The sequence below is a fragment of the Citrobacter sp. Igbk 17 genome (assembly GCF_028069775.1).
In the GTDB taxonomy this organism is placed as follows: domain Bacteria; phylum Pseudomonadota; class Gammaproteobacteria; order Enterobacterales; family Enterobacteriaceae; genus Citrobacter.
The window spans coordinates 1-26,943 of sequence record NZ_JANEWI010000033.1 but is presented as its reverse complement, the minus strand read 5'-3'; the positions used below and the strand labels follow the sequence as shown (position 1 = coordinate 26,943).

20 protein-coding genes are annotated in these 26,943 nt (G+C 47.2%); 9 read left to right on the top strand and 11 right to left on the bottom strand.

The window, feature by feature from the left end; all coding sequences use genetic code 11:
• Position 1: 1 nt before the first annotated feature.
• Together NNO08_RS17820 and NNO08_RS17815 are read left to right on the top strand one after the other, a co-directional pair.
• Positions 2-409 carry a hypothetical protein gene (locus NNO08_RS17820; RefSeq protein ID WP_271457229.1) on the top strand — a complete coding sequence of 136 codons (408 nt, stop codon included), beginning with the start codon at positions 2-4 and terminating at the stop codon, positions 407-409.
• 31 nt (positions 410-440) lie between these two features.
• Positions 441-1,832 (top strand): DUF4832 domain-containing protein, encoded by a 1,392-nt coding sequence (locus NNO08_RS17815; RefSeq protein WP_271457228.1) that lies wholly within the window; start codon positions 441-443, stop codon positions 1,830-1,832.
• A gap of 47 nt (positions 1,833-1,879) precedes the next feature.
• Here NNO08_RS17815 and galE read toward each other — a convergent pair whose 3' ends face one another.
• The 6 genes from galE to melR all read right to left on the bottom strand — a co-directional run bounded on the left by galE (position 1,880) and on the right by melR (position 8,736).
• On the bottom strand, positions 1,880-2,896 hold the full coding sequence (gene galE, locus NNO08_RS17810) for a UDP-glucose 4-epimerase GalE (RefSeq protein WP_271457227.1): 1,017 nt from the start codon (positions 2,894-2,896) through the stop codon (positions 1,880-1,882).
• A 66-nt stretch (positions 2,897-2,962) separates the two neighbouring features.
• Positions 2,963-3,901, bottom strand: a complete 939-nt coding sequence (locus NNO08_RS17805; protein ID WP_271457226.1) for a glucosamine inositolphosphorylceramide transferase family protein — start codon at positions 3,899-3,901, stop codon at positions 2,963-2,965.
• 153 nt (positions 3,902-4,054) lie between these two features.
• On the bottom strand, positions 4,055-4,690 hold the full coding sequence (locus tag NNO08_RS17800) for a carbonic anhydrase (protein ID WP_271457225.1): 636 nt from the start codon (positions 4,688-4,690) through the stop codon (positions 4,055-4,057).
• A 155-nt stretch (positions 4,691-4,845) separates the two neighbouring features.
• Positions 4,846-6,018, bottom strand: a complete 1,173-nt coding sequence (locus NNO08_RS17795) for a MalY/PatB family protein (protein ID WP_271457224.1) — start codon at positions 6,016-6,018, stop codon at positions 4,846-4,848.
• Positions 6,019-6,142: 124 nt separating this feature from the next.
• The gene (gene nhaC, locus NNO08_RS17790; RefSeq protein WP_271457223.1) at positions 6,143-7,603 is read right to left on the bottom strand and encodes a Na+/H+ antiporter NhaC; all 1,461 of its coding nucleotides are present in this window, start codon (positions 7,601-7,603) and stop codon (positions 6,143-6,145) included.
• Positions 7,604-7,797: 194 nt separating this feature from the next.
• Positions 7,798-8,736, bottom strand: a complete 939-nt coding sequence (gene melR, locus NNO08_RS17785; RefSeq protein WP_137383572.1) for a transcriptional regulator MelR — start codon at positions 8,734-8,736, stop codon at positions 7,798-7,800.
• Positions 8,737-9,016: 280 nt separating this feature from the next.
• Here melR and NNO08_RS17780 point away from each other — a divergent pair, with 280 nt between their 5' ends.
• A complete protein-coding gene (locus NNO08_RS17780; protein ID WP_271457222.1) occupies positions 9,017-9,517 on the top strand; it encodes an anti-virulence regulator CigR family protein in 501 nt (166 codons plus the stop codon).
• 127 nt (positions 9,518-9,644) lie between these two features.
• On the opposite strand, the gene NNO08_RS17775 is transcribed toward NNO08_RS17780, so the two are convergent.
• Positions 9,645-11,393, bottom strand: coding sequence for a sigma-54 interaction domain-containing protein (locus tag NNO08_RS17775; protein WP_271457221.1), 1,749 nt, complete (start codon positions 11,391-11,393; stop codon positions 9,645-9,647).
• Between the two features lie 380 nt (positions 11,394-11,773).
• Here NNO08_RS17775 and dpaL point away from each other — a divergent pair, with 380 nt between their 5' ends.
• The 4 genes from dpaL to NNO08_RS17755 all read left to right on the top strand — a co-directional run bounded on the left by dpaL (position 11,774) and on the right by NNO08_RS17755 (position 17,231).
• The gene (gene dpaL, locus NNO08_RS17770) at positions 11,774-12,988 is read left to right on the top strand and encodes a diaminopropionate ammonia-lyase (RefSeq protein ID WP_271457242.1); all 1,215 of its coding nucleotides are present in this window, start codon (positions 11,774-11,776) and stop codon (positions 12,986-12,988) included.
• A 32-nt stretch (positions 12,989-13,020) separates the two neighbouring features.
• A complete protein-coding gene (locus NNO08_RS17765) occupies positions 13,021-14,205 on the top strand; it encodes a YgeY family selenium metabolism-linked hydrolase (RefSeq protein ID WP_271457220.1) in 1,185 nt (394 codons plus the stop codon).
• Positions 14,206-14,273: 68 nt separating this feature from the next.
• The gene (locus tag NNO08_RS17760) at positions 14,274-15,866 is read left to right on the top strand and encodes an N-acyl-D-amino-acid deacylase family protein (RefSeq protein ID WP_137383618.1); all 1,593 of its coding nucleotides are present in this window, start codon (positions 14,274-14,276) and stop codon (positions 15,864-15,866) included.
• 78 nt (positions 15,867-15,944) lie between these two features.
• Positions 15,945-17,231, top strand: a complete 1,287-nt coding sequence (locus tag NNO08_RS17755; protein ID WP_121584944.1) for an MFS transporter — start codon at positions 15,945-15,947, stop codon at positions 17,229-17,231.
• A 59-nt stretch (positions 17,232-17,290) separates the two neighbouring features.
• On the opposite strand, the gene NNO08_RS17750 is transcribed toward NNO08_RS17755, so the two are convergent.
• Together NNO08_RS17750 and NNO08_RS17745 are read right to left on the bottom strand one after the other, a co-directional pair.
• On the bottom strand, positions 17,291-18,430 hold the full coding sequence (locus NNO08_RS17750) for a hypothetical protein (RefSeq protein ID WP_271457219.1): 1,140 nt from the start codon (positions 18,428-18,430) through the stop codon (positions 17,291-17,293).
• A 577-nt stretch (positions 18,431-19,007) separates the two neighbouring features.
• Entirely contained in the window at positions 19,008-19,466 is a 459-nt protein-coding gene (locus NNO08_RS17745) for a GNAT family N-acetyltransferase (RefSeq protein WP_271457218.1), read from the bottom strand.
• 126 nt (positions 19,467-19,592) lie between these two features.
• On the opposite strand from NNO08_RS17745, the gene pdxR reads away from it, so the two are divergent.
• On the top strand, positions 19,593-21,062 hold the full coding sequence (gene pdxR / locus NNO08_RS17740; RefSeq protein WP_271457217.1) for a MocR-like pyridoxine biosynthesis transcription factor PdxR: 1,470 nt from the start codon (positions 19,593-19,595) through the stop codon (positions 21,060-21,062).
• A gap of 236 nt (positions 21,063-21,298) precedes the next feature.
• Complete coding sequence (locus NNO08_RS17735) at positions 21,299-22,024, top strand: GNAT family N-acetyltransferase (RefSeq protein ID WP_271457216.1); 726 nt, start codon at positions 21,299-21,301, stop codon at positions 22,022-22,024.
• Between the two features lie 73 nt (positions 22,025-22,097).
• Here NNO08_RS17735 and NNO08_RS17730 read toward each other — a convergent pair whose 3' ends face one another.
• Entirely contained in the window at positions 22,098-24,137 is a 2,040-nt protein-coding gene (locus NNO08_RS17730; RefSeq protein WP_271457215.1) for a DUF262 domain-containing protein, read from the bottom strand.
• Positions 24,130-25,551 (bottom strand): DUF262 domain-containing protein, encoded by a 1,422-nt coding sequence (locus NNO08_RS17725; protein ID WP_271457214.1) that lies wholly within the window; start codon positions 25,549-25,551, stop codon positions 24,130-24,132. The genes NNO08_RS17730 and NNO08_RS17725 overlap by 8 nt, the downstream gene beginning before the upstream one ends.
• Between the last annotated feature and the right edge of the window lie 1,392 nt (positions 25,552-26,943).

Sequence of the window (26,943 nt, the reverse complement as noted above, 5' to 3'; positions counted from 1 at the left end):
TTTGACCAGTCCTCAGAATCGCCCCCCCGTCATCGAACGATTTTATGCGCAACTTGATGAGCATATATCGGAGGGACTGACTCCGGAACAAAAAGACGGGATCGAGAAAGCGATCGTCGCCAGCACTCTGGCATCAAGGCATCGGATCGATATTCGCAGAAGTTTTCCATTTTTCGGTAATCGCTTTTATCTGGTTTTTTTATTCGGCAGAGACTTACGTCAGCGGCATCGTCAGGAGTCGACCTTATCGACCATGCTGCTTACTTTTTTGCTGCTGCTAGGTACGCTGTTTGTCACCTGCTGCGTATTACTGACGCTATATATGATCAAATCCGCATTGGGTATTGATGTATTCCAACATTTTCACGTGGGTATTTGGGACTGGTGGTTAAGCCTGAAAAACCGCTAGTGTTAACAAACCTGTGGAGGGCGTCACTGCGATGAAGTGTAAATGGTTTTCTGCGCTGTTGTGTCTGTTCTGTCCGCTGACGGTATTGGCCGCATTAACGACCGTAACCCCCAAAGCATTGACGGGCCCACTGACAAACCCAGGTATCGGGGTCGCCAGTTTTCATCAGGGATATGGTGAAACGCTTGGACTGGCGGATTATCCCGACACAGGCTTTGAATATGAGCGCTTTTACTGGCGTGACCTTGAGCCTGTCGAAGGCCAGTACAATTTTGCACTGGTTGATGATGCCTTCAAGTATGCCGCGGCACATCGACCGGCGATGAACGTCGGACTGCGGTTTATGGCGCTTGCTGAGCCGGAAACGGGTTCACAAATTCCCGACTGGTTGATTAAAAAAGGCGTAAAGGGAACCTGGACGCCTGACAAAAAAACCTTTATCCCTGATTTAGACGATCCCCTATTTATTGAATATAGCCAGCGCCTGCTGAACGCAATGGGTAAACGCTATGATGATAACGAGAACCTGGCTTTCGTGGATATCGGCATGGTGGGGTCGTGGGGAGAGTGGCATAACAGCAACTTCCCGATGCTGAAGCCATTGCTGGAGCGCTACACCACGGCGCAGTTAGATCGCTATGTGGCGATGCATTTCTCTGCTTTCCCCAGTACGCCAAAAATCATGTTAATGAGTGGTGGGCAAAGTCTGGCGAATGCGGTCGCGCGCGGGGCGGGCTGGCGTGCGGACTGCCTGGGCGATCTCCGCGTGTTTTCTGCTTCATGGAATCATATGGCGGATGATTACCCGCAACGGCTGCAGGCCGCACAGAAAAGCTATTCAGGATTTAACGATGCCTGGAAACATGCGCCAGTGAGTTTTGAGATCTGCTCGTACATGCAGGACTGGAAAAATACGTTTCACTATACGCGAGAGGAAGTGCAGGGGATTTTTGACTGGGCGGTGAAGCAACATACCAGTACGATTAACCTGAAATCGAGAACAGTGCCCCGTGAGTATCGTCCGATTGTCGACGAGGCACTGACAAAACTGGGCTATCGGTTTCGCTTAGCATCTCTGAGCCACGAGTCAGTCTGGGAAGGTGGACAAGAACTCACCCTGACAAGCACCTGGTATAACGAAGGGAACGCGCCGATTTACCTTCCCTACACGCTGGCATTTCGCATGGTCAATGAGGCCAATAAGGTGGTGGCACAAGGGAATGTCTCGGAAGATATACGTCACTGGCTGCCCGGAAAACACCCACTGAGTTACCCGATGCCGATGCCCGGGACGCTGCCAAAAGGGAAATATGCTATTGAAGCGGCGATTGTGGATAAATCCGGTGCGGCAAGAATTAACTTTGCCAATGAAGGGAAGCTGAGCAACGGTTGGTATCGCGTCTCCGCGGTAACGGTGGAATAGCCTGCCGTAGTAAGGAGCCTGTCAATCAGGCTCCTTGTCGTTGAAAATTAAACGTGATAGCCATCCGGATTGTTTTTTTGCCAGTTCCAGGTATCGCGTATCATTTCATCCAGATTGTAGATGGCCTGCCATCCCAACTCTTTTCGTGCTAACGACGGGTCTGACCAACATTCGGCAATATCCCCGGGCCTTCTGGCCACAATCTTATAATTAATTCGGGTTTGCGCCGCTTTCTCGAAGGCTGCAATCAGGTTAAGTACGGAATACCCGATACCGGTACCGAGGTTGATGACTTTGTATGCCGCACCTTTTTGCTGACAATCCAGTGCCGCTAAATGACCAGTTGCCAGATCCATCACATGGATGTAATCACGCACACCGGTGCCGTCGGGGGTTGGATAGTCATTTCCATAGACCGACACGCTTTCCAGCTTGCCAATCGCCACCTGAGAAATATACGGTACCAGATTGTTGGGGATACCATTCGGATCTTCGCCAATCCTGCCCGATGGATGCGCGCCGACTGGGTTAAAGTAGCGTAGGCAGGTGATTCGGAAATCGGGTTGTGCGCGGGAAAAGTCTGCCAGAATTTGCTCGACCATGAATTTTGATGTGCCATACGGATTGGTGGTGCCACCGGTTGGCGATTGTTCACTTAATGGAACGCTTTCCGGATTACCGTATACCGTGGCGGAAGAGCTGAAAATAAAGTGCTTCACCCCCGCAGCTAACATCTCACGCAGCAAAACCAGCGTGCCGGTGACATTATTGTCATAGTAGGCCAGCGGCTCTTTTATTGATTCTGAAACTGATTTTAGTCCAGCAAAATGAATGACATCGGTAATGTTATGGTTAGAGAAAATCGTTTTCAGAACATCGTTGTTCAGCACATCAGCGATATAAACGATGGGCGCTTTGCCAGTCAGTTCCGCAACCCTGTCCAGGGATGTTTGTGAGGAGTTGGAAAGGTTATCGATGACCACAACATCATCACCTCTTTCCAGAAGCGCCAGCACGGTATGTGAACCAATATAACCAGCACCACCAGTGACTAGAATTGCCATACAGTCTCCAGATATATTTTTTGCAAACTATCATTAATTCATTAATGCCACCGGCATAAATAAACATTATTGGTGGCGTCGGTTAAGGTAGTAATTCCGGTATTTCACCCTGCATTTATAAGATATTTTTTTAAGTATAGAAAATAGGCTGAATTTGCTTATCTTACTATCATACACGATATAGTTATCGGTGAAGTTCAGCGTGTGAACGCCCTCGCTTTGGTTAATGCTGGCATTGATCTGCGCAATCAAACGCTCATCAAAGCTGGATGCGTTAAGCGTGATTAGCTCTTTGATATAAACTGACTTTCCGTACGTCTCTGGTGTGCATTCCTGGGTGAGGAAATAGAGTTTATTATCAACGCAGTGTGGTGCGCCAGCGCCCCGTGGGTGTTGATTCGACAGGTTAAGCGTGGGCTCGATTTTTTGCCATGGCCCGGTTACATCACTGGCAGTATGGATAACTAACTCATCTTCCATCGTGGTGGATAAAAGATAAAGATTTTCATGCAATGAGACGACGACGTTATCGGTGAGTGCCTGGTCCGGTACTAATACTTTTACCTGTTTCCAGCGCGTAGGGAACGCTACCGACTGGAATAAGATAACCTCTTTCCTTTCTGAAGACTCTGGGATCATGAAAAGCTGATCGTTGCTGTAAAATAAAAAAGGAAATGATAAATGGCATTTTAGGTTATCAAAACCATCGAGTTTCACATCCTCAAGCTCAACCAGGTTAGCATCAAGGATACGGCAGCGCAGAATACCTTGCGAATTACGAAAGCTTAGTGCTTCATAAAAAACATAAACTTTATTGTCTTTTTCAATAATGAAAGGATCGGCCTGAAAGGTATATTTCTTTTTGAGCTGTTGGGCTCGGGTGTTGTTCAGAATTTCCAGCGTGTTAGTGGGAAAGGTATGCGAACCATTATTTTTTAGGATCATAATATCCCACGACTCATGAAAAAATAACATATTAATCAGTCTGTTATTTTTCGTTCGCATGCGTAACGGCTCCTTTTTATCGCTTAATCTATTGCGGGTTCCACGACGGCCACACTGATGGCTAGTTTAAAAGCTAGTCGCAAGAGGAGTGTTTGTCTACTGACAGAAATCGTAGTGGGAGGATTGCCAGAGCATCCGTGCTCCAGTGCTGATTTACTCGAAATGGACGTGTGGATTATCGGCCAGCGAAACGTAAGTTTTGCTGTTCTTATCCAGCGTACGAATTTCTCCGCTTTCGATGTCGTAGACCCAGCCGTGCAGACGAATCGCGTTGTTACGCAGACCAACAGCCACGCAAGGATGCGTTTTAATGTTGTTCAACTGGGCAATCACGTTTTCTTCCACCATGGCATTCACTTTATCGATTTCGTTAGCCCAGGTTTTCTTTTCAACCACGGCTTTCGCGGCATCGGCATAGTGCAACCAGTGGGCGACAGCAGGCATCGGATCCAGGGGTTGGCTTTCTGCGATGGCTTTCATCGCGCCGCAGTTGGAGTGACCACAGATAACGATATCAGTCACGCCTAAAGCAACGACCGCGTACTCAATGGTGGCAGACACGCCACCAGGTTCCGGGCCAAAAGACGGTACGATATTACCGGCGTTACGGATAACGAAAAGCTGTCCTGGGTCTTGCTGCGTCACTAACTCTGGCACCAGTCGGCTGTCAGAACAGGAGATGAAAAGCGCTTTAGGATTCTGGCTGGATGCCAGGCTGCGGAAGAGTTCCTTGCGTTGAGGGAAAATCTCTTTTTGGAAGTTGAGGAAGCCCTCAATGATATGTTGCATAGCAGTGTCTCTTTTCTCTGTTTAAGCAGGTTATGATGAAGATCACACTTTCCAGTTTAACACCAGCCGACAGAAGGGAAAGACTTTATAGCAGTTCGGTCACTATCTTTGGGCAATGTTGCCCTGACGAAGCAGGGCAAGCGTAGCGGTCTGCGTTACATGTTCTGCCGTTTCTGGTATGCCGTTTTTAGTCTGTTCATTGCGTCCACCAGGACGGCGCGCGGGCAGCCAACGTTCAGACGCATGTGCCCCTCTCCGCCTGGACCATATTGTGACCCCGGTGACAGGCCAAGTCTGGCTTCATGGACAAAAAAATCGCTTAGCTGCGTCTCGCTAAGCGCCATTCTTTCGGCATTCAGAAAGAGCAGATAGGATGCGCCACCATAGACAATTGAGATCAACGGACAGTGCATTTCGATTTCACTTTTAACAAATGCCACGTTATCAGCCAGATAAGCTAATAATTCCCGGTGCCAGTCACCGCAATGGGTATAGGCGCTATAAATCGTTGCCTGTTGCAGTGAGTGAGTCTCTGCAAGATAACAGTTATCGAGAAAATGATAGAACCGGTGACGCAGTTCATCATTCTTTATAATAGCTATCCCTCCCTGGATCGCCGCCGTGTTGAAGGTCTTGCTAACAGAGGTCAGTACGATTGACTGACTTCCTGCTGCGTCATCGAGGGTAAAAAAGGGCAGGTGTTGCTTACCTGGCAGAGTTAAGTCGCTATGCACTTCATCGGAGAGAATGATGACGCCCGCCTGCTGGCAATAGTGGCTGATTTTTTCAAGCGTTTCCCGTGACCACACCATTCCACCAGGATTGTGTGGCGAGGGAAAAAGAAACATTTTGCACTGTTTAAGTTTTTCGCTGAAATCTCGCCAGTCAAATTCATAGCAACCGTCTTTTTCAATGAGACGGGTCTGGAGTAAATGCCTGCCGCTGGTTTTCACCAGGTTAGGGTAGGGGTCATATATTGGGGTACAGGTTAATATATTGTCTCCCGTGCGGGTAAGTGCCAGCAAAGACATGACAATAGTTTTTATGACGCCGGGAACAAAATGCAGCCAGTGCGATTTAAGCTCGGCGTCATACTGTTTTGCGTACCACTGGATAACGGACTCTTTCCATTGCGGATAATCCAGGTTATAGCCTTGCACTGGCTGCGACACCACCGAACGCAGTGTATTCATGACAGGCTCTGGCGTCAGAAAATCCATGTCTGCAATCCACAGCGGTAATACATCGGTAGTGCCGTACATTTGTTGCAATTGGCCGTATTTACGGCAATTAACATCCCTTGTGACAAGATCATCAAACAAAGACATTGCTAACTCCTGGAAAGTCTCTGAAAATAGTTTGCGCAACGCAAAAAGCGCAGAATGTTTATGTATATCTAATTGATATATTAAATTTACCCTGGTGATAGCTAATATTTATCTGCGTATTAGCCTATGATTTTTGCTCAACCATATGCTCTGTAGCTTCATTTGGTTCATATTTAGCAATACCGATACCCGTTGCCGCCCATAGCAGGGCAAAAATAACGCCGCTGTAGCAGAGGATTGCCCATGGAAGGTAATCAAGAGTAGTCACGCCCAGCATAGTGGCGCAATAAACACCAGAAGCAGACCACGGAATAATAGGTTCGACAACGGTTCCGGCATCTTCGGTAGTTCGCGAGAGGTTCTTCGCGGCCAGTCCACGTTTTTTGTATTCATCTTTAAAGGCATCACCGCACAATAACAACGGTAAGGTTCCATTGGCGGTACAGGCGCAAATGGTGAACGCCGTAACAATGGTGGTAGCGACTAAGCGGAATGTTGATTTAACCCCTTTTGTCAGCGCGTTAATGACCGTGTGCAGGGAGCCTGTCGCGCTCATGGCACCAGCAAAACTAAAGGCGCTGAAGACGGTCACAAAACTGCTGAACATAGAGATTGCGCCGCCTCGCTCTAATAAGCGTGAGACATCAGATGACAGTGCAGGAATATGATCTCCGGTGAGCATCGCGAGCTTAAAGCCGCTGACCACGGATTCGCCGACCGAAGATGCGCTGAATTGTTGAAAAACCAGAGCCAGAATCATTGATACGATGGTGGACAAAAACAGCATCGGGATAGGTGGTTTTTTCGACAGTGAACCGTACAATACGATAATCGGTGGTAGCAACAACAGAATGTTGAACTGATAAATCTGGCCGATAGCGTTCATTAAATGGGTGATATTTTCTGGTGCACTGGCAGAGGCATCAATGCCCATACCCATATAGCTATAAACCACGCAGCAAATAATGAATCCCGGGCCGGTGGTCCATAGCAAATGGCCAATATGGGAGTACAGATTTACACCGGCAGCCAGCGCCGCCATATTGGTTGAATCAGAGACAGGCGAGAGTTTATCGCCAAACCAGCACCCTGAAACAATGGCACCGGCGGCGATGGGCAGAGAGACATTAAGGCCAATGGCTACACCAATCATGGCAATTCCGACGGTACCAATGGAACCCCACGACGTGCCGGTACACACTGAAATTAATGCACCCAGCATAAAGGCTGAAATATAAAAATACTGGGGGTTAATCCACTTCAAACCATAATAGATCATCATCGGGATGGTACCTGATACCATCCAGGAGCCAATCAAAAAACCGATACTGGCGACAATCAGAATGACTGGCAGTGCTTCTGATATTTTATTGCAAATCGATTGCAGAATATCATCCCATGTATAACCATGAGCAATGGCGATAAATGAAGCGGCTGCCGTTCCCATCAGGATCATAGGTTCGGCGCGAATATTGAATATAAAATATCCGATGCTAATCCCGCCCAGCATGATCACCATCGGTAATACTGACCAGAAGAAAGAGAGTTTTTTTCTGTAGTGTGAGGTACAGCTCTTTTGTTCCATAATTCCATCCCAATCGTTAACGGTTGAACAAGCCAAAGAAATACCTGCTACAGGCCAATCAATTACAGAATGGCGTAGTTACGTGAGTTGATAATTGAACTCTATTTTATTAACTGTTTCAGGCGATCTGTTCTGGCCTGCTGTTATGATGTTCATATTTCAGCAGTAAAATAAGAGATAGATTTTATAGTCAATTATCCCTCCGCATAAGGTGGATGATTTCGGCGTTGCTGACTGAGCTTGCGATACTGCTGAGGCGGCATACCGACGTATTTATGAAATGAGCTATAAAATCGACTGCTGGAGCGAAAACCCGCAATCATCGCGATATCCAGAATGGTTTTATCGGTGTCGCTGAGTAATGCCCGTACATGGTTGATACGCATCGCTGTAATATATTGTTTCATCGTTAGTTGCATTACGCGATGAAAAATACCCATTGCATAATTAGGATTAAGTTTGACGTGATCGGCAATGGCCTCGACTGTCAGCAATTTGTCACAGTTGGCGGCAATAAATTCCAGCATCTGGCTGACGTAAAATTGTGAATGCCGCGAAATGCTGTTCTTCTGGGTCCGTACAGTTTGGTTTCCCAATACTGTCCGCCAGCCTGAGAGGCTAAACCGCTTGAGCATCAGGGCGATTTCATCAATGGCTAACTGACGAATCTGTTCGTTATCGCTGTTGAGTTCATTTTGCCAACGTTGAACCTCAAAAGCGCTAAGCTGCTGGGATGCCGACGAGGTAATCACCCTGCCGTGCGTCACGTGATTAATCAACTCTCTATCCAGCGGCCAGGACAAAAATAAATGCATTGGCAAGTTGAAGATAGCCATCTGCTTGCAGTGCCCTGCATTCGTGAGCTGATGGGGGGTACACGCCCAGAACAGTGTGATAAAGCCTTGTTTGCTCTGTACTACTTCGTCATTGAACAGGTACTCAACATCACCATCAAATGGCACATTCACTTCAACCTGCCCATGCCAGTGACTGTAAGTCATGGCCAGCGGCTCCCGCAACTCGACATCCATACGCTGATACTCTGAATAGAGTGCCAGTGGGCTACGAGTCTTTTTTTCATAGCTGCGACACATATGGGGATCATGCGGCAGCTGCGGAATACTTTTAGCCATTACGGGTTGGTTCCTGAAAAGTGAATTTGACCATGAGGTAGCGCCAAAGCATGAACATAGCTTAACCGAAAAAAATCACCGTTTTCTCTCCATTTTCGCGAAATTATTCCCAAAAACTCAGATCGCCTGTCTGTCACGTGAAGATCTGAGTTATCGGGAATGACGAGCTTTACATCAGTATTCCCGGTATGCAGAGGCGCATAAATCGGAGTTATAGCAATGGCTCAAATTCACGCCATACCGTACATTTTTAGAGGTAACCACTGATAAAGGAATCATCATGTCCAGGCTCCGTACTTTAGCAACGGCTTTAGTCGCTGTTGCCGCGATGACGATGTGTGTCACGCCGGTATTTGCTAACCCCGGAAACGGTAATGGGAATGGTAACAGCGGCAATCATGGTAATAGCGGGAATAACGGTAATCATGGTAGTAGCCAGAAAGGAAATTCAGGTCACAAAGGCAATCAGCAGTCAGATCAGCGTAAAAATTATGGCAAACCTGATCACGTCGATAGTGACATCAGCTATCACGTGGCAAGGCAATACGCTGTCCGATATGGTTTGACGGGGTATAAGTCACTGCCACCGGGTATTGCAAAAAATCTGGCTCGAGGAAAACCGCTCCCTCCTGGAATTGCGAAGAAGAGCGTGCCGCCCTCTATGTTGAATCAACTCCCGTATTATCCTGGCTATGAATGGCAGGTTATCGGTGACAATCTGGTGTTGATTGCACTGAGCACCGCTGTCGTCACCGCCATTATTAATGGTGTGTTTGATTAAGAAGCATAGCCGTAACGGCCCCATGGCGGCGCTGATGCTTTATCCGGCCTACTAAAGCCTGTGAAACGTAGGCCTGATAAGCGCAGCGCCATCAGGCATTGACTGCCCGTGGCGGACGCAGGGGAAATCATAACCCGTACAGTTTTATTTTTCGGTACAGCGTGGCAATGCTGATCCCCAATTCTGTCGCGGCTTGTTTCTTACCTTCAACGCTTGAACCAAATCGCTGTATGACGTTTTCAATGGCATCTCTTTCTGCTTGTTTACCCTGATGGGCAAGCTGGCGAGGTTGCGCCATCATGGTGCTTTTTCTGCTATCGGCTGCGGTAAGCAGGTAAGGGGGCAGATGGCTGGCGTTGATCCCGGCGGCTTCTCCACGCATGACAAAAATGTACTCGATGACGTTGCGCAGTTCACGGATGTTGCCCGGCCAGTGCCAGGCATAAAGGCGGTTAATAACATCATCGGGAAGTTTTTGCGGCGGTCGCTGGTAGCTTAGCGAAAATTCATCGGCAAAATATTGTGCCAGGACGGCGATATCCGCCCGTCGTTCGCGCAGGGAAGGGAGAACCAATGGCACCACGTTCAGGCGATAGAAAAGATCTTCACGAAACTGATTATTCTCGACCATCGCGCTGATGTTTTTGTTGGTTGCGGCAATAATCCGCACGTCAATATTGATGGTGTTATTGGACCCCACACGGGTGATGGCTTTTTCCTGCAGAACCCTGAGCAGCTTGGCCTGCAAATGCAGTGGCATATCGCCAATCTCGTCGAGGAACAGGCTACCCCCATTGGCCAGCTCAAACTTTCCCACTCGTCCTTTGGGATCGGCACCGCTGAATGCGCCGCGTACGTAGCCAAACAGTTCGCTTTCCAGGAGTTGTTCAGGGATAGCGGCGCAGTTGATGGTCACGAAGGGGGCGGCTTTACGCGGACTGCTCTGATGAATGGCAAATGCCACAACTTCTTTACCTGAACCACTTTCCCCGGTGATCAGTACACTGGCATAGCTGTTGGCGATTTTGCCAATGGTACTTCTGAGTTGTTCCATTGAGGGGGAATGGCCAATCAGACGTACCTGTGTATCAGACTCATATGGCGAGGGGGCAATCGTGCTCAGGTAGTCGTGCGCATCGCGAAAGATAACCATGGTTAATCGGTCGTTATCCAGTGACGAGAGCGAGATCTGTTTACACAGCACATGGTGTTTTTGCCCTTCAAGCGTCAGCCATGCTTCCTCATCGCCATACAAGCTGTCTCCGGTCGTTTCAATGGTCAGGGGTAATCCCTGAACCTCACGGTTAAGTATGCGATCTGCTGAATGGTTGGCATGCCAGATGCGGCCCTTGCCATCAATGGCCACAACGCCGCGATCCATTGCATCAATCAGACGACGAAAGGCGCCGAGCGTCTCCTGTGCGCGTAAGCGTTCCAGGCATTCAAAGACCTTACTGGAGATCATGACGGCAATTTGCTCTATAAAGGTGACAAATTTATCGATCTGGCTAAGCAAGGTGTCACGCTGTATTTGCGTGGAGCAAATAATACCGATCACCCCAATGACACGGTTATTGAGAAAAATAGGGGCATTCAAATCCAGCATTTCAGAGCAGTAATGGTGTTTTTCACACAGCTGACATAGAGGATGTTCACCGGGGTTTTTGATCAATACCGTCTCACGGACCTGCAAAACATGCCGATAGATATAACCATTTTTTGCCACGTTCTCATTGAGCATATGTCGGTATTTACCGGTGCCAGCAATGCGCATTAAAGATTCATCAATGATTTCTACATCAGTCCCGGTAATGCCAGAAATAGCATCGGCATAATTGCATATATCATCCTGAATATTGCTCAGTACTGAAATCATGATACTTCTCCGGTAAGGTGTCTCATTTCTCAATGAAAATGATAAATAGGCGAATCATCGCAAAATTGATTTGCGAAAAATCAATCTACCGCATTGTTTTTGTATGTTTTTTTGATTTTATCCTTCGTGATCACACTATTTCTCATTTATGAGAATTTATCAAAATCAGACGATAAACTAACGCAGACTATTTTTACCTTGTTAACTTTAGAAATTTCTTAATGTATTGAAATAAAGGTATTTATTAAATTATTTCTAAGCATTTTCTCATTTTCTAAAAAACTGGTAAGCATTTTGCTCTTATGGATTACCGATAGCGTAAATAACTCTGTATTACACCGATTACAGGGAATGAATTACCAGGACAATGAGGTTTTATGATGCAGAAAAACTTATCATTTTTTATCAACCAGACGCCGTTTACCGAACACCCTAACGCACCGCTGGCACCCTTTAGTCGCCAGGAACTGGTAAAAGCGTTGAATTTTCATCGGTCTATTCCGGGATATGCTCCGACGCCGCTGTATACGCTGCCGGCACTTTCTCAAAAACTGGGCGTAAAAAATATTTACCTCAAAGATGAGTCTCAGCGTTTTGGCCTGAAAGCGTTCAAAGCGCTGGGCGGCGCCTACGCGATGGCATGCCATATCGCGGAATTAGTGGGGAAGGATATCAGCGAATTACCGTTTGATGTCATGACCAGTGAAGCAGTACGCCATGACCTGAAGACCGTGACATTTGCCACCACCACCGACGGTAACCACGGGCGCGGCGTGGCGTGGATGGCACGCCAGTTAAAGCAAAATGCGGTGGTTTACATGCCGAAAGGGTCTTCACAGCAGCGGCTGACATCAATCCGCAATGAAGGCGCTACCGCTGAAATCGTGGATATGAACTATGACGATGCCGTGCGCATGACCGCGGATCAGGCGCAAAAGTATGGCTGGATCGTTGTACAAGACACGGCCTGGGAAGGGTACGAAAAGATCCCTCTGTGGATTATGCAGGGCTACGGCACGCTGATGCTGGAGGCGATTGATCAGCTCCATCAGGTTGCTCCGACGCATGTTTTCGTCCAGGCCGGTGTGGGGTCATTTGCGGGAATGGTACAGGGGATGGTGACGGCCGCGTGGGGCGAAAATCGTCCGAAAGTGATCGTCGCTGAAGCGCTAATTGCTGACTGTCTCTATCGTTCAGCCCGTGCAAAAGAGGGGGATGCTGTTGCGGTAGGTGGCGATTTACAGACCGTGATGGCAGGTCTGGCCTGCGGTGAGGCAAACAGCATTGGCTGGAAGTTACTGCGTGATTATGCCACCGCATTTGCTTCCTGCCCTGATGAAGTCGCAGCGCTGGGGATGCGTATGTTGGGTAACCCGCTGGCGGGCGACCCACACATTATTTCAGGTGAATCTGGGGCTGTCACGACAGGTCTTCTGGCGCTGTTGATGACCAGCCCGGATTTTGCACCAACCCGTGAGCAACTGGGTCTGGATGAGCATTCCCGCGTGTTGCTGATCAGTACCGAAGGTGATACCGACCCGCAACAATATTTGGATATTGTCTGGGGCGGTCAGTACCCGGGCATCAATAAATAATTTCCTGATTGAGAGCATTAACGGAGAAACCCATGTTATCTGCAACCCGTATTGAAGAAGTTATTAAAAATTGTCAGGCGCTGATCCAGCAAAAAAGCTATTCCGGTCAGGAAGGGGACGTGGTAAATGCCATAAAAACAATGATGCAGCATTACCAGTTCGACGACATCCATGTTGATAAATACGGCAATATCGTCGGCGGCCTTGTGGGAAATAAGCCGGGGAAAACGCTGGTTCTGGATGGGCATATCGATACTGTGCCGGTGAACGAAGAGAAGTGGACCCGCAACCCGTACGGCGGTGATATTGACGATGGCAAAATTTATGGCCGTGGCACCACCGATATGAAAGGTGCTGTTGCTGCGATGATCTCCGCCGTAGGCTTTTTTGGCCAGGATAATCAGCGTAATTTCGCCGGGAAAATTTACGTCGCCTGTATCGTTCATGAAGAATGTTTTGAAGGCATTGCCGCTCGCCTGGTCAGTGAGCGCTATAAGCCTGATTACGTCATCATTGGCGAAGCTTCTGAACTGAATCTGAAAATCGGTCAGCGTGGTCGGGCCGAAATTGTGGTTGAAACCTTTGGTAAGCCAGCACACTCCGCCAACCCGCAGGCAGGAATTAACGCGGTGTACAAAATGGCGCAGTTGATCGACAAAATTCGCACCATCACTCCGCCAACCCACCCGGTGCTTGGGCCCGGTATCCTGGAACTGACAGACATTAAATCGTCGCCATACCCAGGTGCATCAGTGGTACCGGATTACTGCCGCGCCACCTACGATCGCCGCTTGCTGGTGGGCGAAACCAAAGAAAGCGTTATTGCGCCACTGGAAAATGCACTTGCCGAGCTAACCGCCCAGGACCCGCAGTTCAAAGCCTGCGTCTCTTACGCCGTTGGCAAGGAGTCTTGCTATACCGGAGCCACCATTGAGGGTGAGCGTTTCTTCCCTGGATGGGTTTATGACGAGTCCGACGAGTTCGTGCAGGCCGCTCTGGCGGGCGTTCGCGAAGCGGGTTTCTCGCCAACGATTACTCAGTACTCATTTTGCACTAACGGCAGCCACTACGCGGGGGAAGCGGGGATCAAAACCATCGGGTTTGGGCCGTCGCGTGAAAACCTGGCGCATACCATCGACGAGTATATCGAGATCGATCAGTTGACCGGCTCGGCCAGCGGCTATTACAGCATCATCCAGACACTCTATCGCCGTTAAAAAATAAAGATAAATACCTCTTACCTTACAGGTGGTGCTGCTTTGCGGCACCGCAATGGAGAATAACGATGAAAACCATTTTTAAAAACGGAAATGTGATTGATGGAACGGGTAATCCCGGCCGAATTGCCGATGTAATGGTTGATGAAGGGCATATTGTCGAAATAGGTCAAATTGATGTGGGTGTCAATGAACAGGTTATTGATGCAACAGGGAAAATTATTTGTCCGGGCTTTATTGATACTCACACACACTCTGACCTGTCAGCCATTATTAATCCTGCGCTGTCAGCGAAAATCCGTCAGGGGATTACTACCGAGTTACTGGGGCAGGATGGCGTAGCGCTGGCACCATTGCCGGAGGAATATATTCCGGCATGGCGTAAAAATATTGCCGGGCTGGACGGCGACACCGACAAAATTGACTGGAAATATAAAAACACGGACGGCTATCTCAACCTGTTGGCATCCCGACATCCGGCGACAAACTTGGCGTATCTGGTGCCACACGGTAACGTACGCATGGAAGCGATGGGCCTGGATGGACGCCCTTCCACACGTGAAGATGTGGCGAAGATGTGTGAAGTCCTTGAGCGTGAGCTAAAAGCCGGTGCGTTTGGTCTTTCTACTGGGCTTATCTATATGCCGTGTGCCTTTGGTGATACCGCCGAAATGATTGAGTTGTGCAAAGTCACGGCGAAATATGACGGGATCTTTGTGGTACACCAGCGCAGTGAGGCTGACGATATCATCAGTTCAACGCAGGAACTGATCGATATCGCTAAAGCCACCGGCGTCTGGTTGCATATTTCACATATGAAAGTCTGTGGGAAGAAAAACTGGGGGCTGATTGACCAGATGTTGGGCATGCTGGAGCAGGCCCAGGAAGAGGGGATCCGTATTTCTTACGACCAGTATCCGTACGTGGCGGGAAGCACCATGCTCGGCGTGATCCTGCCACCGTGGGTCCACTCCGGCGGGACGGACAAATTACTTGAGCGTCTGGCCTCGCCTGAATTGCGCGCCAAAATGATAGAGGATATCCAGCAGGGCATTCCTGGTTGGGATAACTTCATTGATTTTGCAGGTCTGGATCAGATTTTTGTCACCAGCGTCAAGACAGAGAAAAATCAGGATGCTGTTGGTTTGAACCTTGTTCAACTCGGGGAATTGCGCGGTAAAGATCCGTACAACGCCACCTTCGATCTGTTGTTTGAAGAAGAAAACGCCGTTGGCATGGTCGATTTCTACGGTACTGAAGAGCACGTTATTAAGTTTCTCTGCCGGCCAGAACAGAACGTGTGCACGGACGGACTGATGGGCGCGGGTAAACCACATCCACGTGTGTTTGGCGCCTTCCCGCGGGTGCTGGGTAAATACGTGCGTGAAGAAGGATGCCTGAGTTGGGAAGCGGCAATCCGCAAGATGACAGGCAAACCCGCTGAGGTGTTGGGTCTGCAGGATCGCGGATTACTGAAGGTAGGGTATGCGGCGGATATTGTGATGTTCGATCCTAATACTATTGCGGATAAGGGGACATTTGTTGAACCTAATCAGTATCCGGAAGGGATTGAAATTGTGATGGTTAATGGACGCATTGCCTTAATTAATGGCACGGAAAGTTATGCCTGTAGCGGTACTGTTATCAGAAAACAATATTAATAAATAACGCTAAACACGCATTGATCTATCGCGACCATTTTTGGCCGCGGTAGATCACTACACCCCAAGGACATCACAATGAACCTACAAACATCTTTACCTTCAGGTAAACCTAAGACCTGGAAAGCAAGATATACCGTCCTGACGTTAATCTGGCTGGCGTGGCTACTCTCGTTCCTCGACAGAATGGTCATGAGTGTGTCGTTGCCTTATATCGGCAAAGATTTAAATCTTGATACAACCCAACAAGGTTTAATTATTAGCGCCTTTTTCATTGGTTACGCCGCGTTCCAAATCCCCGGTGGTTTACTGGCGGATAAGTTTGGCTCACGTAAAATTATGGCCATTGGTATTGCCTGGTGGTCTGTCTTCACCAGCTTAACCGGTGCGGTATTAACGCTGCCGTTGATGCTGGCTGTTCGCTTCTTCTTCGGTATTGGCGAAGGGTGCTTCCCGTCGGCTTCCTGGAAAATGATTTCCACCTATTTTCCTTCGAAAGAGCGCGGTCGGGCTACAGCAATTCAGTCAACGGTAAATACCTTAGGCCCCGCACTGGCGGTGGTGGTCGCTGCAAGTATTATCGGAGCGTTTGGCTGGCACATGGTCTTTATTGTGCTGGGGATCCCGGGCCTGTTTATTGCTGCGGGTATCTACTTATTTACGCGTGACAACCCGAAAGATCACCCTGCAATTACGCAACAGGATCTGGCCGATTTAGCTGCTGACGATCAGGGGGGCCTGCAAAACACGAGCGCTATCGCGTTTAAAGACGTGCTCAGGATGCCGGTGCTCTGGCAGATGGCCAGTATCTGGTTCTTGTTTGATATCACCTTCTGGGGGTTTTCAACCTGGTTGCCAAGCTATCTGATCACCGTTCGTGAATTCTCGCTGGCGAAGACGGGGGTGATGGCGGCAATTCCGTTCCTGTTTGGTGCGGGTGGGACATTAATCGGCGGATATTGCTCAGATAAATTCAAACCGATGCGCAAAACGTTGTATGTCGTGACGTCGGTTATTGCGGCGGGCTTCCTGTATCTGACTTTCAGCGTGAGCAGTGCGGATATGGCGGTGGTTTATCAGTGTATCTCTGCGTTGTTTATGTTCTTTGCCATGGCGACATTTTGGGGCATTTTAATGGATACCATCCCCAGCAATATCATGGGGCGGGCTTCCGGTATCGTTAACTTTGGCGGTCAGATGGCGGGGGTAGTTTCTGCGCCGATTATTGGCTGGCTAATCCAAAGCAGCGGCGGAAGTTACAACAGTGCGTTTATCTTTATGATCGCCGCACTGTTATGTTCCGCCGTGGTGACGTTGACCGTAAAAGGTTCACATGCCGTAGGTGCAATACCTAGTAAAGCCTGATTAGTATCAAACGCCTGTGGCTCTGCTGTTCCAGAGTCACAGGATTTATCGTTATGCTGTTAAATTAAACCTTTAATCGTTCTCTCTAAGGAAAACAATAGCGGATTTTTTAAACTGCAAAAATAAGATGTCTTACTGTTTATTTCACCCAGATCGGGATAGGTGCGTATAACATTGTTATTAGGGAAACAATTTGTATAAACGTCAAGGTGATTTAAAACCTCGGCATTTAATGGCCTGGCTCTTTTATATACCTCTTTGGTGAATGAACTGCATTTAGAGCAATTGCATTGGCACTCGGTATTTTCAGGGGTAATGATGAAGTCATCATTGTTGATAGTAAAGCCTAGCTTTTCTCGTCTGCTATAGGCGTCCATTATTCCTTTGGCTTCATGCTTGAGTAATATACCGACGCGTTCACTCCGCTTTAAATAGGGTGTTAATATATAACTCAACAATAAAATAGTCCGTTCATTCATGGTTGGGTATTGATTGAGATAGCTCATTTGCCTGGTCTTGATAATAAAATAGGATGCAATGACAAAGCCAAGGCAACGGGATGTTTTTGCCAGCAGATCCCTGTTTTGTTTTTGCCGGCTATCTGCATAGGCTAATGGTATGAGCGTGTTTTCGAAGGCTAAAAAATCGGCAATAAATTCCATCGTTCTGATGTAGGGAAACAGATTTCCGTTATGCTTACTCAACTCATGCTGGCGGCAGGTGAGATGAACCAGTTCATGGAAAAAAATGAAGTTCATAAAAGATTTTGCTGTGTTAAGTGATATATCTGCTGATTTTATGTCAACTCTATTGGCGATAATACAAAGAGCCGTATCAGCTAATGCGGTGTGTTTAAATATGGTCGTTAAGTCGAGGCTGATGTTTAAATTGTAGATGCCAGCCACAATAATGACCCATGAATAAAATCTTCGATTGACTGCAACATAAGCAATTTCATCTTTAATATTGATCTGGACCAATGGTTCATTCTCGTAAACGAACCCCCAAACGGTCTTCCTGACAGGGACCAGCGAGTCCTTTCCTGGCCAAACATCAAGGATTAAATCGAGTTCAGTAAAAGAATACCAGGTGATATCGGTATCAATATCTGCAGGTGAACACCAGGACTGATAAGGCCATAAGTCGGGCATAATATCAGGGAAAACAACATTGTGTAATGACTCTCGTATTTGATTCATTTTACTCTACACCATCAATCAAATGCTTCGCTTACGACCAGAAGGGCAGCGTAAGTTGCTATTCCGGCACCCTATTTTTCTCCTTTGTGTGTGAAAATGATGCTTTTAACGTTGAGGGAAATATCCTGCCTGGTTACGCTATTATTTTACTACCCAGTTCCTCAAGCACCTCCTGATCGCCAGTGAGCCAAATTGTTATCACCCAAAAGTATGAGAAAGTATATTTACTGATATATTAACTCATGCCGCACCGATGCAACCCGGCGGGGTGTTCAGAGGTCGCTCCGGCAATATAGAGATGTAGAAATAAGTGTAGGGCAATTTTATGTAGAAATAAAACGCATGGGCAATAAGATATGTGCAGTATGTTGAAAAGTAATGTTTTTATTGATGGATAATTTAGAATATATATGAATATGTCACTTCCCAGCGTAGCGGGTATTTGGCCTCGGAAATCGGACAATTTCAGATTCTGCGGCTTTGCGAAACACAGCCGCAGACGATGTGTTGAAAAATTAAGGTGCAGTACGGGAGGATATTTACAGAAAACTACCCGATTTAATGGGGGTTATTTATTTTACATACGATACTCGATCATCCCACTCTTGCTGGCAACCCAGTCATAAAGGCGCTGACCGCGGAGGTTTGTTTCATGTGTGTGCCAGTATAATCTTGAAGCATGGCGCTTGCGGGCGTGCTTTTGAACATACTCGATAAGCTGCTTGCCGATGTGTTTGCCCCGGGTTTCTTCACTAACAAATAAGTCCTCCAGATAGCAATAATCAGACTCCGCCCATGTTGAGCGATGAAAGAGATAATGCACCAGACCGACAATTTTACCGTCAGATTTTGCGACAGCACAGAAAACAGGCTCCACAGGATTGAGAAAACGACCCCAGGTTAATTGGGTGACCTTGTCTGAAATTTCAGTACGATAAAAAATCTGGTAATTTATCCAAAGCGGCAGCCAGCCCGCGTAGTCTTGCTGGGTGACGGGTTCGATGGTAATCGGCGCAGTTGTGTTTTGGTTACTCATAGGTCTCCTGATAATTTTTGTCAGAGTGGTGTTCTATGGCGGTTATCCTAAATATTGCTTAAGCCACCGCAAAGAGACACTTTGCATATATTTCCAGGATCCACTTTTAACGTAAGAGCGAGTGCAATGAAAAAAAATAGTGCACCTTTATTTCAGGAACTTTTTTTAGAGCAAGGCGTTATTAAGGAACAGGTGTACCATGCGCTACGCAACGCAATTGTAGAAGGCCGTCTGCCGCCAGGGACAAAGATACCTTCAACCCGGGGACTGTCCGAGATGATGTCAATTTCACGGAACTCGGTAATTGCGGGTTATGACCGACTGTTAGACGAAGGGTATATTCAGACGCGTAAAGGCGCTGGAACCTTTGTCACGCCATGTCTTCCTGACCGCAGCATCAGCGGTCTCTATCCTGAAGCGCTGCAAGGCGGTGAACTGCCCGCTGATGGGCAGCTAAATGCGGATATCGTATCCGTTCGCGGTTTATGGTCTGGCGATGTTGAAGGGCGTGAAATGAACCGTCTGTTCGCCGTTGGTGTGGGCTGTACCGATCTCTTTCCTCATTCATTATGGGGCAAGTTACTGGGACGAGTCTGGAGACAATCCCGGCATCAACTCGGCTCTCATACCAGCCCCTGCGGTTTTTATCCCTTACGGAAAGCCATTTGTCACTACGTGAAAACGACGCGAGGGGTTAACTGTAGTGAAGATCAGATAATTATCGTAAACGGTATTCAGCAGGCGTTAAATATTACTGCCCGAGCGTTGCTTACGAAAGGAAATGACGTTTGGCTGGACGACCCTGGTTATAAAGGTGCGCGCGGGGTATTTATGTCAACAGGGGCAATGGTGAGACCTGTGCCAGTGGATAGCGAAGGAATGAATGTTCAATACGGCATTGATCATTTCCCTCATGCGAAACTGGCCTATGTTGTTCCTTCCGATCAGTACCCACTTAGCGGGACACTCAGTTTATCCCGACGACTTGAGCTACTGGAATGGGCTCGGGTTAACCGGGCATGGATATTTGAAGATGATTACAATAGTGAATTTCGTTATGCCGCACGTTCTTTGCAAGCCTTGCAGGGATTAGATCAGCATCAACGGGTAATCTATTCAGGGACATTTTCAAAAATGATGTACCCAGAATTTCGTTTAGGTTTTTTAGTTGTCCCGCCAGGATTAAAAGAACAGTTTATCGTGACTAAATATTTCTCCGATATCGGCTCCAGTTATCTTGAGCAGGCGGTACTGGCGAGTTTTATTGAAGAAGGACATTACGCCAGCCATGTGCGACGGGTTCGTAAGGCATGCTACGAGCGGCGAACGGCGTTGGTCAATGCTATTCAATGCTATCTTGCCGATAAAATGACCGTCCAGCCTTCTGATTCTGGGGTGCATATTGTCTGCTGGTTGCATGACGGGTTGACTGGCGATGAGGTCGAACAGAAAGCCAGAATGTTGGGGATGGGGATTCAATCATTGAGTCATTATTATCATGGGGGTATCTCCCGGCAGGGGATTTTGATCGGTTTTGCGAATCACCCTACAGAGGTTATTGTTGAGGGTATTCGTCGTCTTGCCCATGCCATGTAACGTCGCTTTGATGCTGATAGCGATGCGCGTAATAATGTCATTAATGGCCGTATTTCTTATTTCCACAACAGTTGCATGATCGGTATTTTTTAATTGTGGATAAGCAATACGGTGCTGGAGTTGGGTATAGCATTGTCATGTGGATCTGTTAAAAACATCCATTGTGGTTCTTTTTACCCCGTCAGATGTCTCTTATTCTGCTGTCATTTGACACTCTATTATGAGAGGTAAATAGCATGTCATCCACGTTTAATGAATTCCAGCAGCCCGTTGGTTTAGGGTTACCGGACTGGCAAGGTGCGCGACTTCCCACGGCTCAGCACATCACCGGTCGTTATTGCAAACTTGAGCGTATTAACGTCGAACGCCACGCAAAGGCGCTTTATGACGCCTATTGCGATACGCCTGACTCTCGCGACTGGACCTATCTCGCGTCAGGGCCATTCACGACCTTTGATTCTTTCTTAAGCTATTTAACGACGATTGCGGCGCAGACCGACCCCATGCATTTTGCCGTAATCGATTTGGCCAGCATGCAGGCTGTCGGCACGCTGGCACTTATGCGCATTGATACATCGAATGGCGTAATAGAAGTGGGTTGGGTGACCTATTCATCACGCATGAAACGTTCGCGGGTTTCAACGGAGGTCATGTCGCTGCTGTTAGACTATGTTTTTGAGGTGCTGGGGTATCGTCGCGTTGAATGGAAATGTGATGCGCTTAATGCGCCTTCTCGTGCGGCAGCCACGCGCTTTGGTTTTACTTTTGAAGGCATATTCCGTCAGGCTGTTGTCGTACACCAGCGTAATCGGGACACCGCATGGTATTCAATCATTGATAGTGAATATCCGGCGCTACGCGAAGCGTTCACTCTTTGGCTTGATGAGCGTAATTTTGATAGCGAAGGACAACAGATTAAGCGCCTGGCAACATTGATAAATAATGAAAGCATGACGCCATAGATGCCCGCTCCGCCATAATACGCCGACAATGTTATATCCGCTCGCGACACCTTGCCGGGAGCGGCTTTCTGCATTAATACATCTCTTCCACTTCCTCGGCCAGCAGCGCTACCATCTCCTTACCATGACTGATAATCTCCTCCTCACCCCACTGCTTATTGCGCTTCATCAACTCGAGCATTGCCAGAAGTTTCAGACTGTCGATCTCTTTTCGAGCCAGGCTGGCTTCAAAATGCTCTCTCTTTTGCTGGGGTTGGAAATTGCTTAGCCGCGAGTTTTTACTGTGGCTAATCAGGCAGAGATTCCCAAAAGCATGTAACTGCTCTTCATCCATTCTGGGATGGCCATCTATAGGGTGCTGAGGGTAAAAATGTTCCACCGAGCTTCGGAAGGTAAACTCAAAACGGCGGGCAATATCATTACTCGTGTTTTGTTTTTTCCACAGTAAATAGTCAAGATAGTTAAAAACAAAGTTATTTTCGATAGTCCCGAATCGTAATTTAGCGTTGATAGCCTGCGACCAACGTTTGTCGCAGATGATTTCTGGAAGAACATCATCATCACCAAAAATCATATTGTAATATGATGCAGCTTCATCCTGGGCTAAAAATCTCATAAAGACAAAGCGGCGAGCCATGTTCTCAAGATAAGCCAGATAGTCTCCAGCATCAATTTCATCTTCCGGGCTGTGCTCATCAAACAAATATGTCAGCGCACCATTGAGCCAGTGTTTATAAACCAGCGTTGGTGTTGAGACATGGAAAGCTGATAGTAACATCAGGACCTGGCGGTTTATATCCTCAAACTCTCCCTCGTTATTATCAAAGGTATTAATATAACCTACACTTTGGGGCGAGTATTGATATAAGCGTTTCAGGCTCCATCCGTCTGTGCCCTGAGTGAATTCTCGTTTAATAATATAGCGATCAAAAAGATATTTGCATTTCAGTAAACTATAAATGAAAGCTTTTGCCGCGGCGATTGGCTTTTCCTGCTTCAGCAGGCGTGATTCAAATTGCTCTACAAGTTGTTTGTCATCAAGTGGCACTCCCTCAGTTGTACCTGGGTCTCTGCTGACAAGACGGAGTACATGAAGAAGGAAATTTGAAAAATTTATCACGCTGTTAAAACGCTCTGAGCCTGCGCTGTCTTCCTCTTGCTGGAGAGTACTATCCAGACGAGTGTCACACAATATTTCTTCCAGAGTTTGCCCCTGGCGTTGATGTTGTGCTTCTGTGGCGTCGGTATCTGGAAATGAGCCCGCTTGATCCAGCAATTCAACCAAATTGGAGAAACTGGTTGGATTAAATTGATGTATATGCTTTTTGCCAAACAGTTGTTGACGTTCTTTTGGCGTAAAACCGTATTGGACGTAACGTTCCATATTCGAACACGCGTCCCATACTCTGGCCAGAGTATCAAGACTTTTGTGTCGCTCTTTGGTATTCCTAATCCCATTCAGGACATTCATCAGACGCGCTTTGACGATTTCGTGTTTTTCGAGTTGTTCGCCACGATTGTTCATCGCCTCAAAAAAATGATTAAGATCGGTATCTGCGGGCACTTCGATACGAGAAATCTGCACGTGATTGAACAGATACTTGCAAAACACCTTCAACGCGCGGCCTTTAAGCTGAAGCTCAGCCAACGCTTTGCCGATCATTTCGTAACCTCTGATCAAACCTTCGTTATAATCGTCACCGCGCATATGTTGCACATCTACGCCTTGCCATAACTTTTCGAAGGTGAGGGTAGAGACAGGGCGACTTTCGAAAGTAAGATTGAGTTTTTGATACCACTGCATATCAACAGATTTATCTGCGTGGCATTTCAGCCAATTAGCAAGTAGGGAGAGCGTTGTAAAGCGTTGTTGCCCGTCGATAACTTCATAGCAGTCATCCCCCCGGGAAAACACCACTAATGTACCGATGTAATAAGTCTGCGGGTGCCTGGCGGAAGCGGATTTTTTCTGATAATCCAGCACATCCTGTAAAAGCTGAGTGATTTCGCCCTGGCCCCAGGCGTAATTACGCTGGTACATTGGAATCAAATATTTTGCGCGGTCACTAAGTAAATCATTTATAAAAAAAGGCCGTACGTGGGAATTACTCATAATATCTCATCTTCCTGAATAGCATGATTAGCTCATCTTCAGTTCCATTGCGATTATTTTTATTATCCTGGATGCCGAGCGTGCGCAGGGGGAAAGCATGTAGATCTTTGGGGTGGCGTGCATCACGGATAGTACGTAGTAGGTTGTTATGTAGCACATAGTTATCGACGGTAGCTAATTGAACTACCTGCTGACCGATACGGCAGGTATATGCCCAGATAAAGCATTTTTCTATCGCCAAAGACAGTTCCTGAGTCCCGAATTTATCTATATAAAAAATCAGAGCGCAATCGAACATCGCCCGGACATAGCGATCGCCAGTGCGGGTGCGCCTGACATAGCTGTTCAGGGTGTATAGAATATTACTTGCGCAGGGTTCCAGCACCTCATTCAATAGCGTAATTGGCTTATTCTCATCAGCATCTTTTTCTCTGTTGATAATAACAGCGACCTGCTTTTGATAATGTTCAGCCATTTCAAAGAAACGGCGGCCATTGATGATCATCTGATCCAGACTGAAGGGGAAACTTAGGCTCTGACCGTCAATTTTGCGTTGGTATTGACTGTTGTAATCATCGACATAGTGGTGGGCGATCCGCAATGAACTCACATACGGGAAATGCGCGATCTGAGAAATATTGATCCCTTTAAACAGGTCAACTTCACCTTTGCCAAAGAAGCGGGCTGATTTACCCTCTGCCCACTGACGAACCCGGAACAGGTAATTGGCAAAGAGCGTTGCCAGCCTTTCGCTAGGCATCCTCTCCCAGTGAGCGACGGCTTCAGCTTTTAGCCCAGCTTCATCAGAGGAAAACTCACGTAAGTGGAAGGCTTTAAGTAGATCGTGGGGAGCCAGATCTTTACCGCGTGCATTTTGTGAATCGAAGAACTGAAATGCTTCTGAAACTTCATTCAACACGAAAGTGACAACTTCGCAGCGGTTCAGCATAAAGTCGATAAGTTCTTCGCTGAACTCGGTGCGTTCAACAAGCCTGAGTAACTCCAGGTAATTACGTCGAAGATTGGCTTGTGAATCCAGACTGGCAAAACGCTGACGTGCCATAAAAGCATCGACATCAGGTTTGAGTTTGGTAAGTTGCTCGACCAGGTCTTTGCGTTTGAGGTTGTGCAGGCGAGTTTCTGTCAATGCTTTGACTGCCAGCATTAAGGTCAGGGTTCGTTGTTGACCATCAACAATATCCAGCCACGTTTTTTCTTCTTCCAAGTGCTTATGGAAAACAACGGAACCTAGTCGATAGGCCGTTTTATCGCGGTGCGATCCCAGATCGGCAAAAAGGTCAGCTATATTTTTGCTATTCCAGCGATAAGGGCGCTGGTAACTCGGAATCGCTAATTGCTTAACAGAAAGTAATTGACGAATGGGTATGACCTGTTTATCAAGCTGCTCCATCATGCCTCCTGCATGAATTTAAAATGGAGAACAGCTTTTTATTGTCCATGAAACATTCTATTAATGCAATCAATGATGTTCTAACTTATTGTTATTGCTTGACTAAAGCTAAATTTTCATGGTTCGCGGTTTTTTATTTATTATTAAATTCACTAAGAACTTTACCATTATTTTAGATGTTATGATTATTATCTATTGTGCCATGTGATTTTCATTTTTGTGGATATATATATTAAAATCGGATGTATTCATTCTATTTTATTCGCCTAATTGAATGGCAGAAAGCAGGTGATATGTTGCCCTAACCACCATTTTTGTGGGGCTAAGGTTAAACCGAACAGAGACAAAACGTCCTCAGCTTACGCCAGGGGCTTTTCACCGGTGTTTGGTGGGCAGGCCGACTTTGAATGGGAATATTGCGAACAGTTCATTGCCGGTGACGAACCGAGCCTGCGCAGAATGCAGGGTTTGCGCAACAGTATCGACGTGACAAAATAGGAGATTAACCAGACTGCCGTTCGCTATCGCTATATCCGCTCACATGAGGCGGTGCACAATTTGCTCTGGATTTAGCTGGATGTTCTCGGGCTGTAACGGGCACAAAAAAGCCCGCAGGGCTTGCACCGTGCGGGCTCTTAGGACTTCATCGGATGACTCTGGTAATCACCGATGGAGAATTTTGGCTGGCGTCCTTGTAATTGGTGGGGGAGGTAGTTGAGTTTGTTGGGGATTTTGATTTTTTGCGTTGAAGGGAAGGTGCAAAAAGGGTGGCGACGGTATTGATATGGAAAGTGTTATTTATCTATTTGATTTTTTATTGATATTTTTTGGGGCTGAATTTTGCGTGATGACTGATGCTTCCAGGACAAGTCGTAGAATTGTCGTTTGCTCCTGGAAAATAACAGGACCGTTTCACCCTAGGCTGTTTCAGAGAGCTTGTCTTATTCGCTTTTGTACATAAAACCTCACTCAGGACAATCTACTCCGTGGCGGATAAACGAATACATGCTGGGTTACCCGGTGACTGATTGCATCCAGACGTTGTAACCAAAGCTTATACGTGCTTCCGGCGCTTTGCCGAGTACATCGCCTTATCGCTTTCATTAAGCATCTCCATCAGCGATGGGTACCGATCCGGGTCATTACGCAGAGTGCTACTGGTTGTTTTATATATGGACCGGGTAATCTTAGTTGAATGAGGGGCGGTATTAACGCCAGTGGCATCACTCTACTGCCTATTGGCTGGTCGCGGATTGATAGGTGTACATGTTATAGCTGTGGCGTACTCATCCTGGAAAAGTTTGCAAATCAGAACCTCGCTTTGGGGCCTCATTATGTGGGTAGAACCAATTATCACATTAATATTTCTCAGTGAATGGAGAATTTAGTTAATAA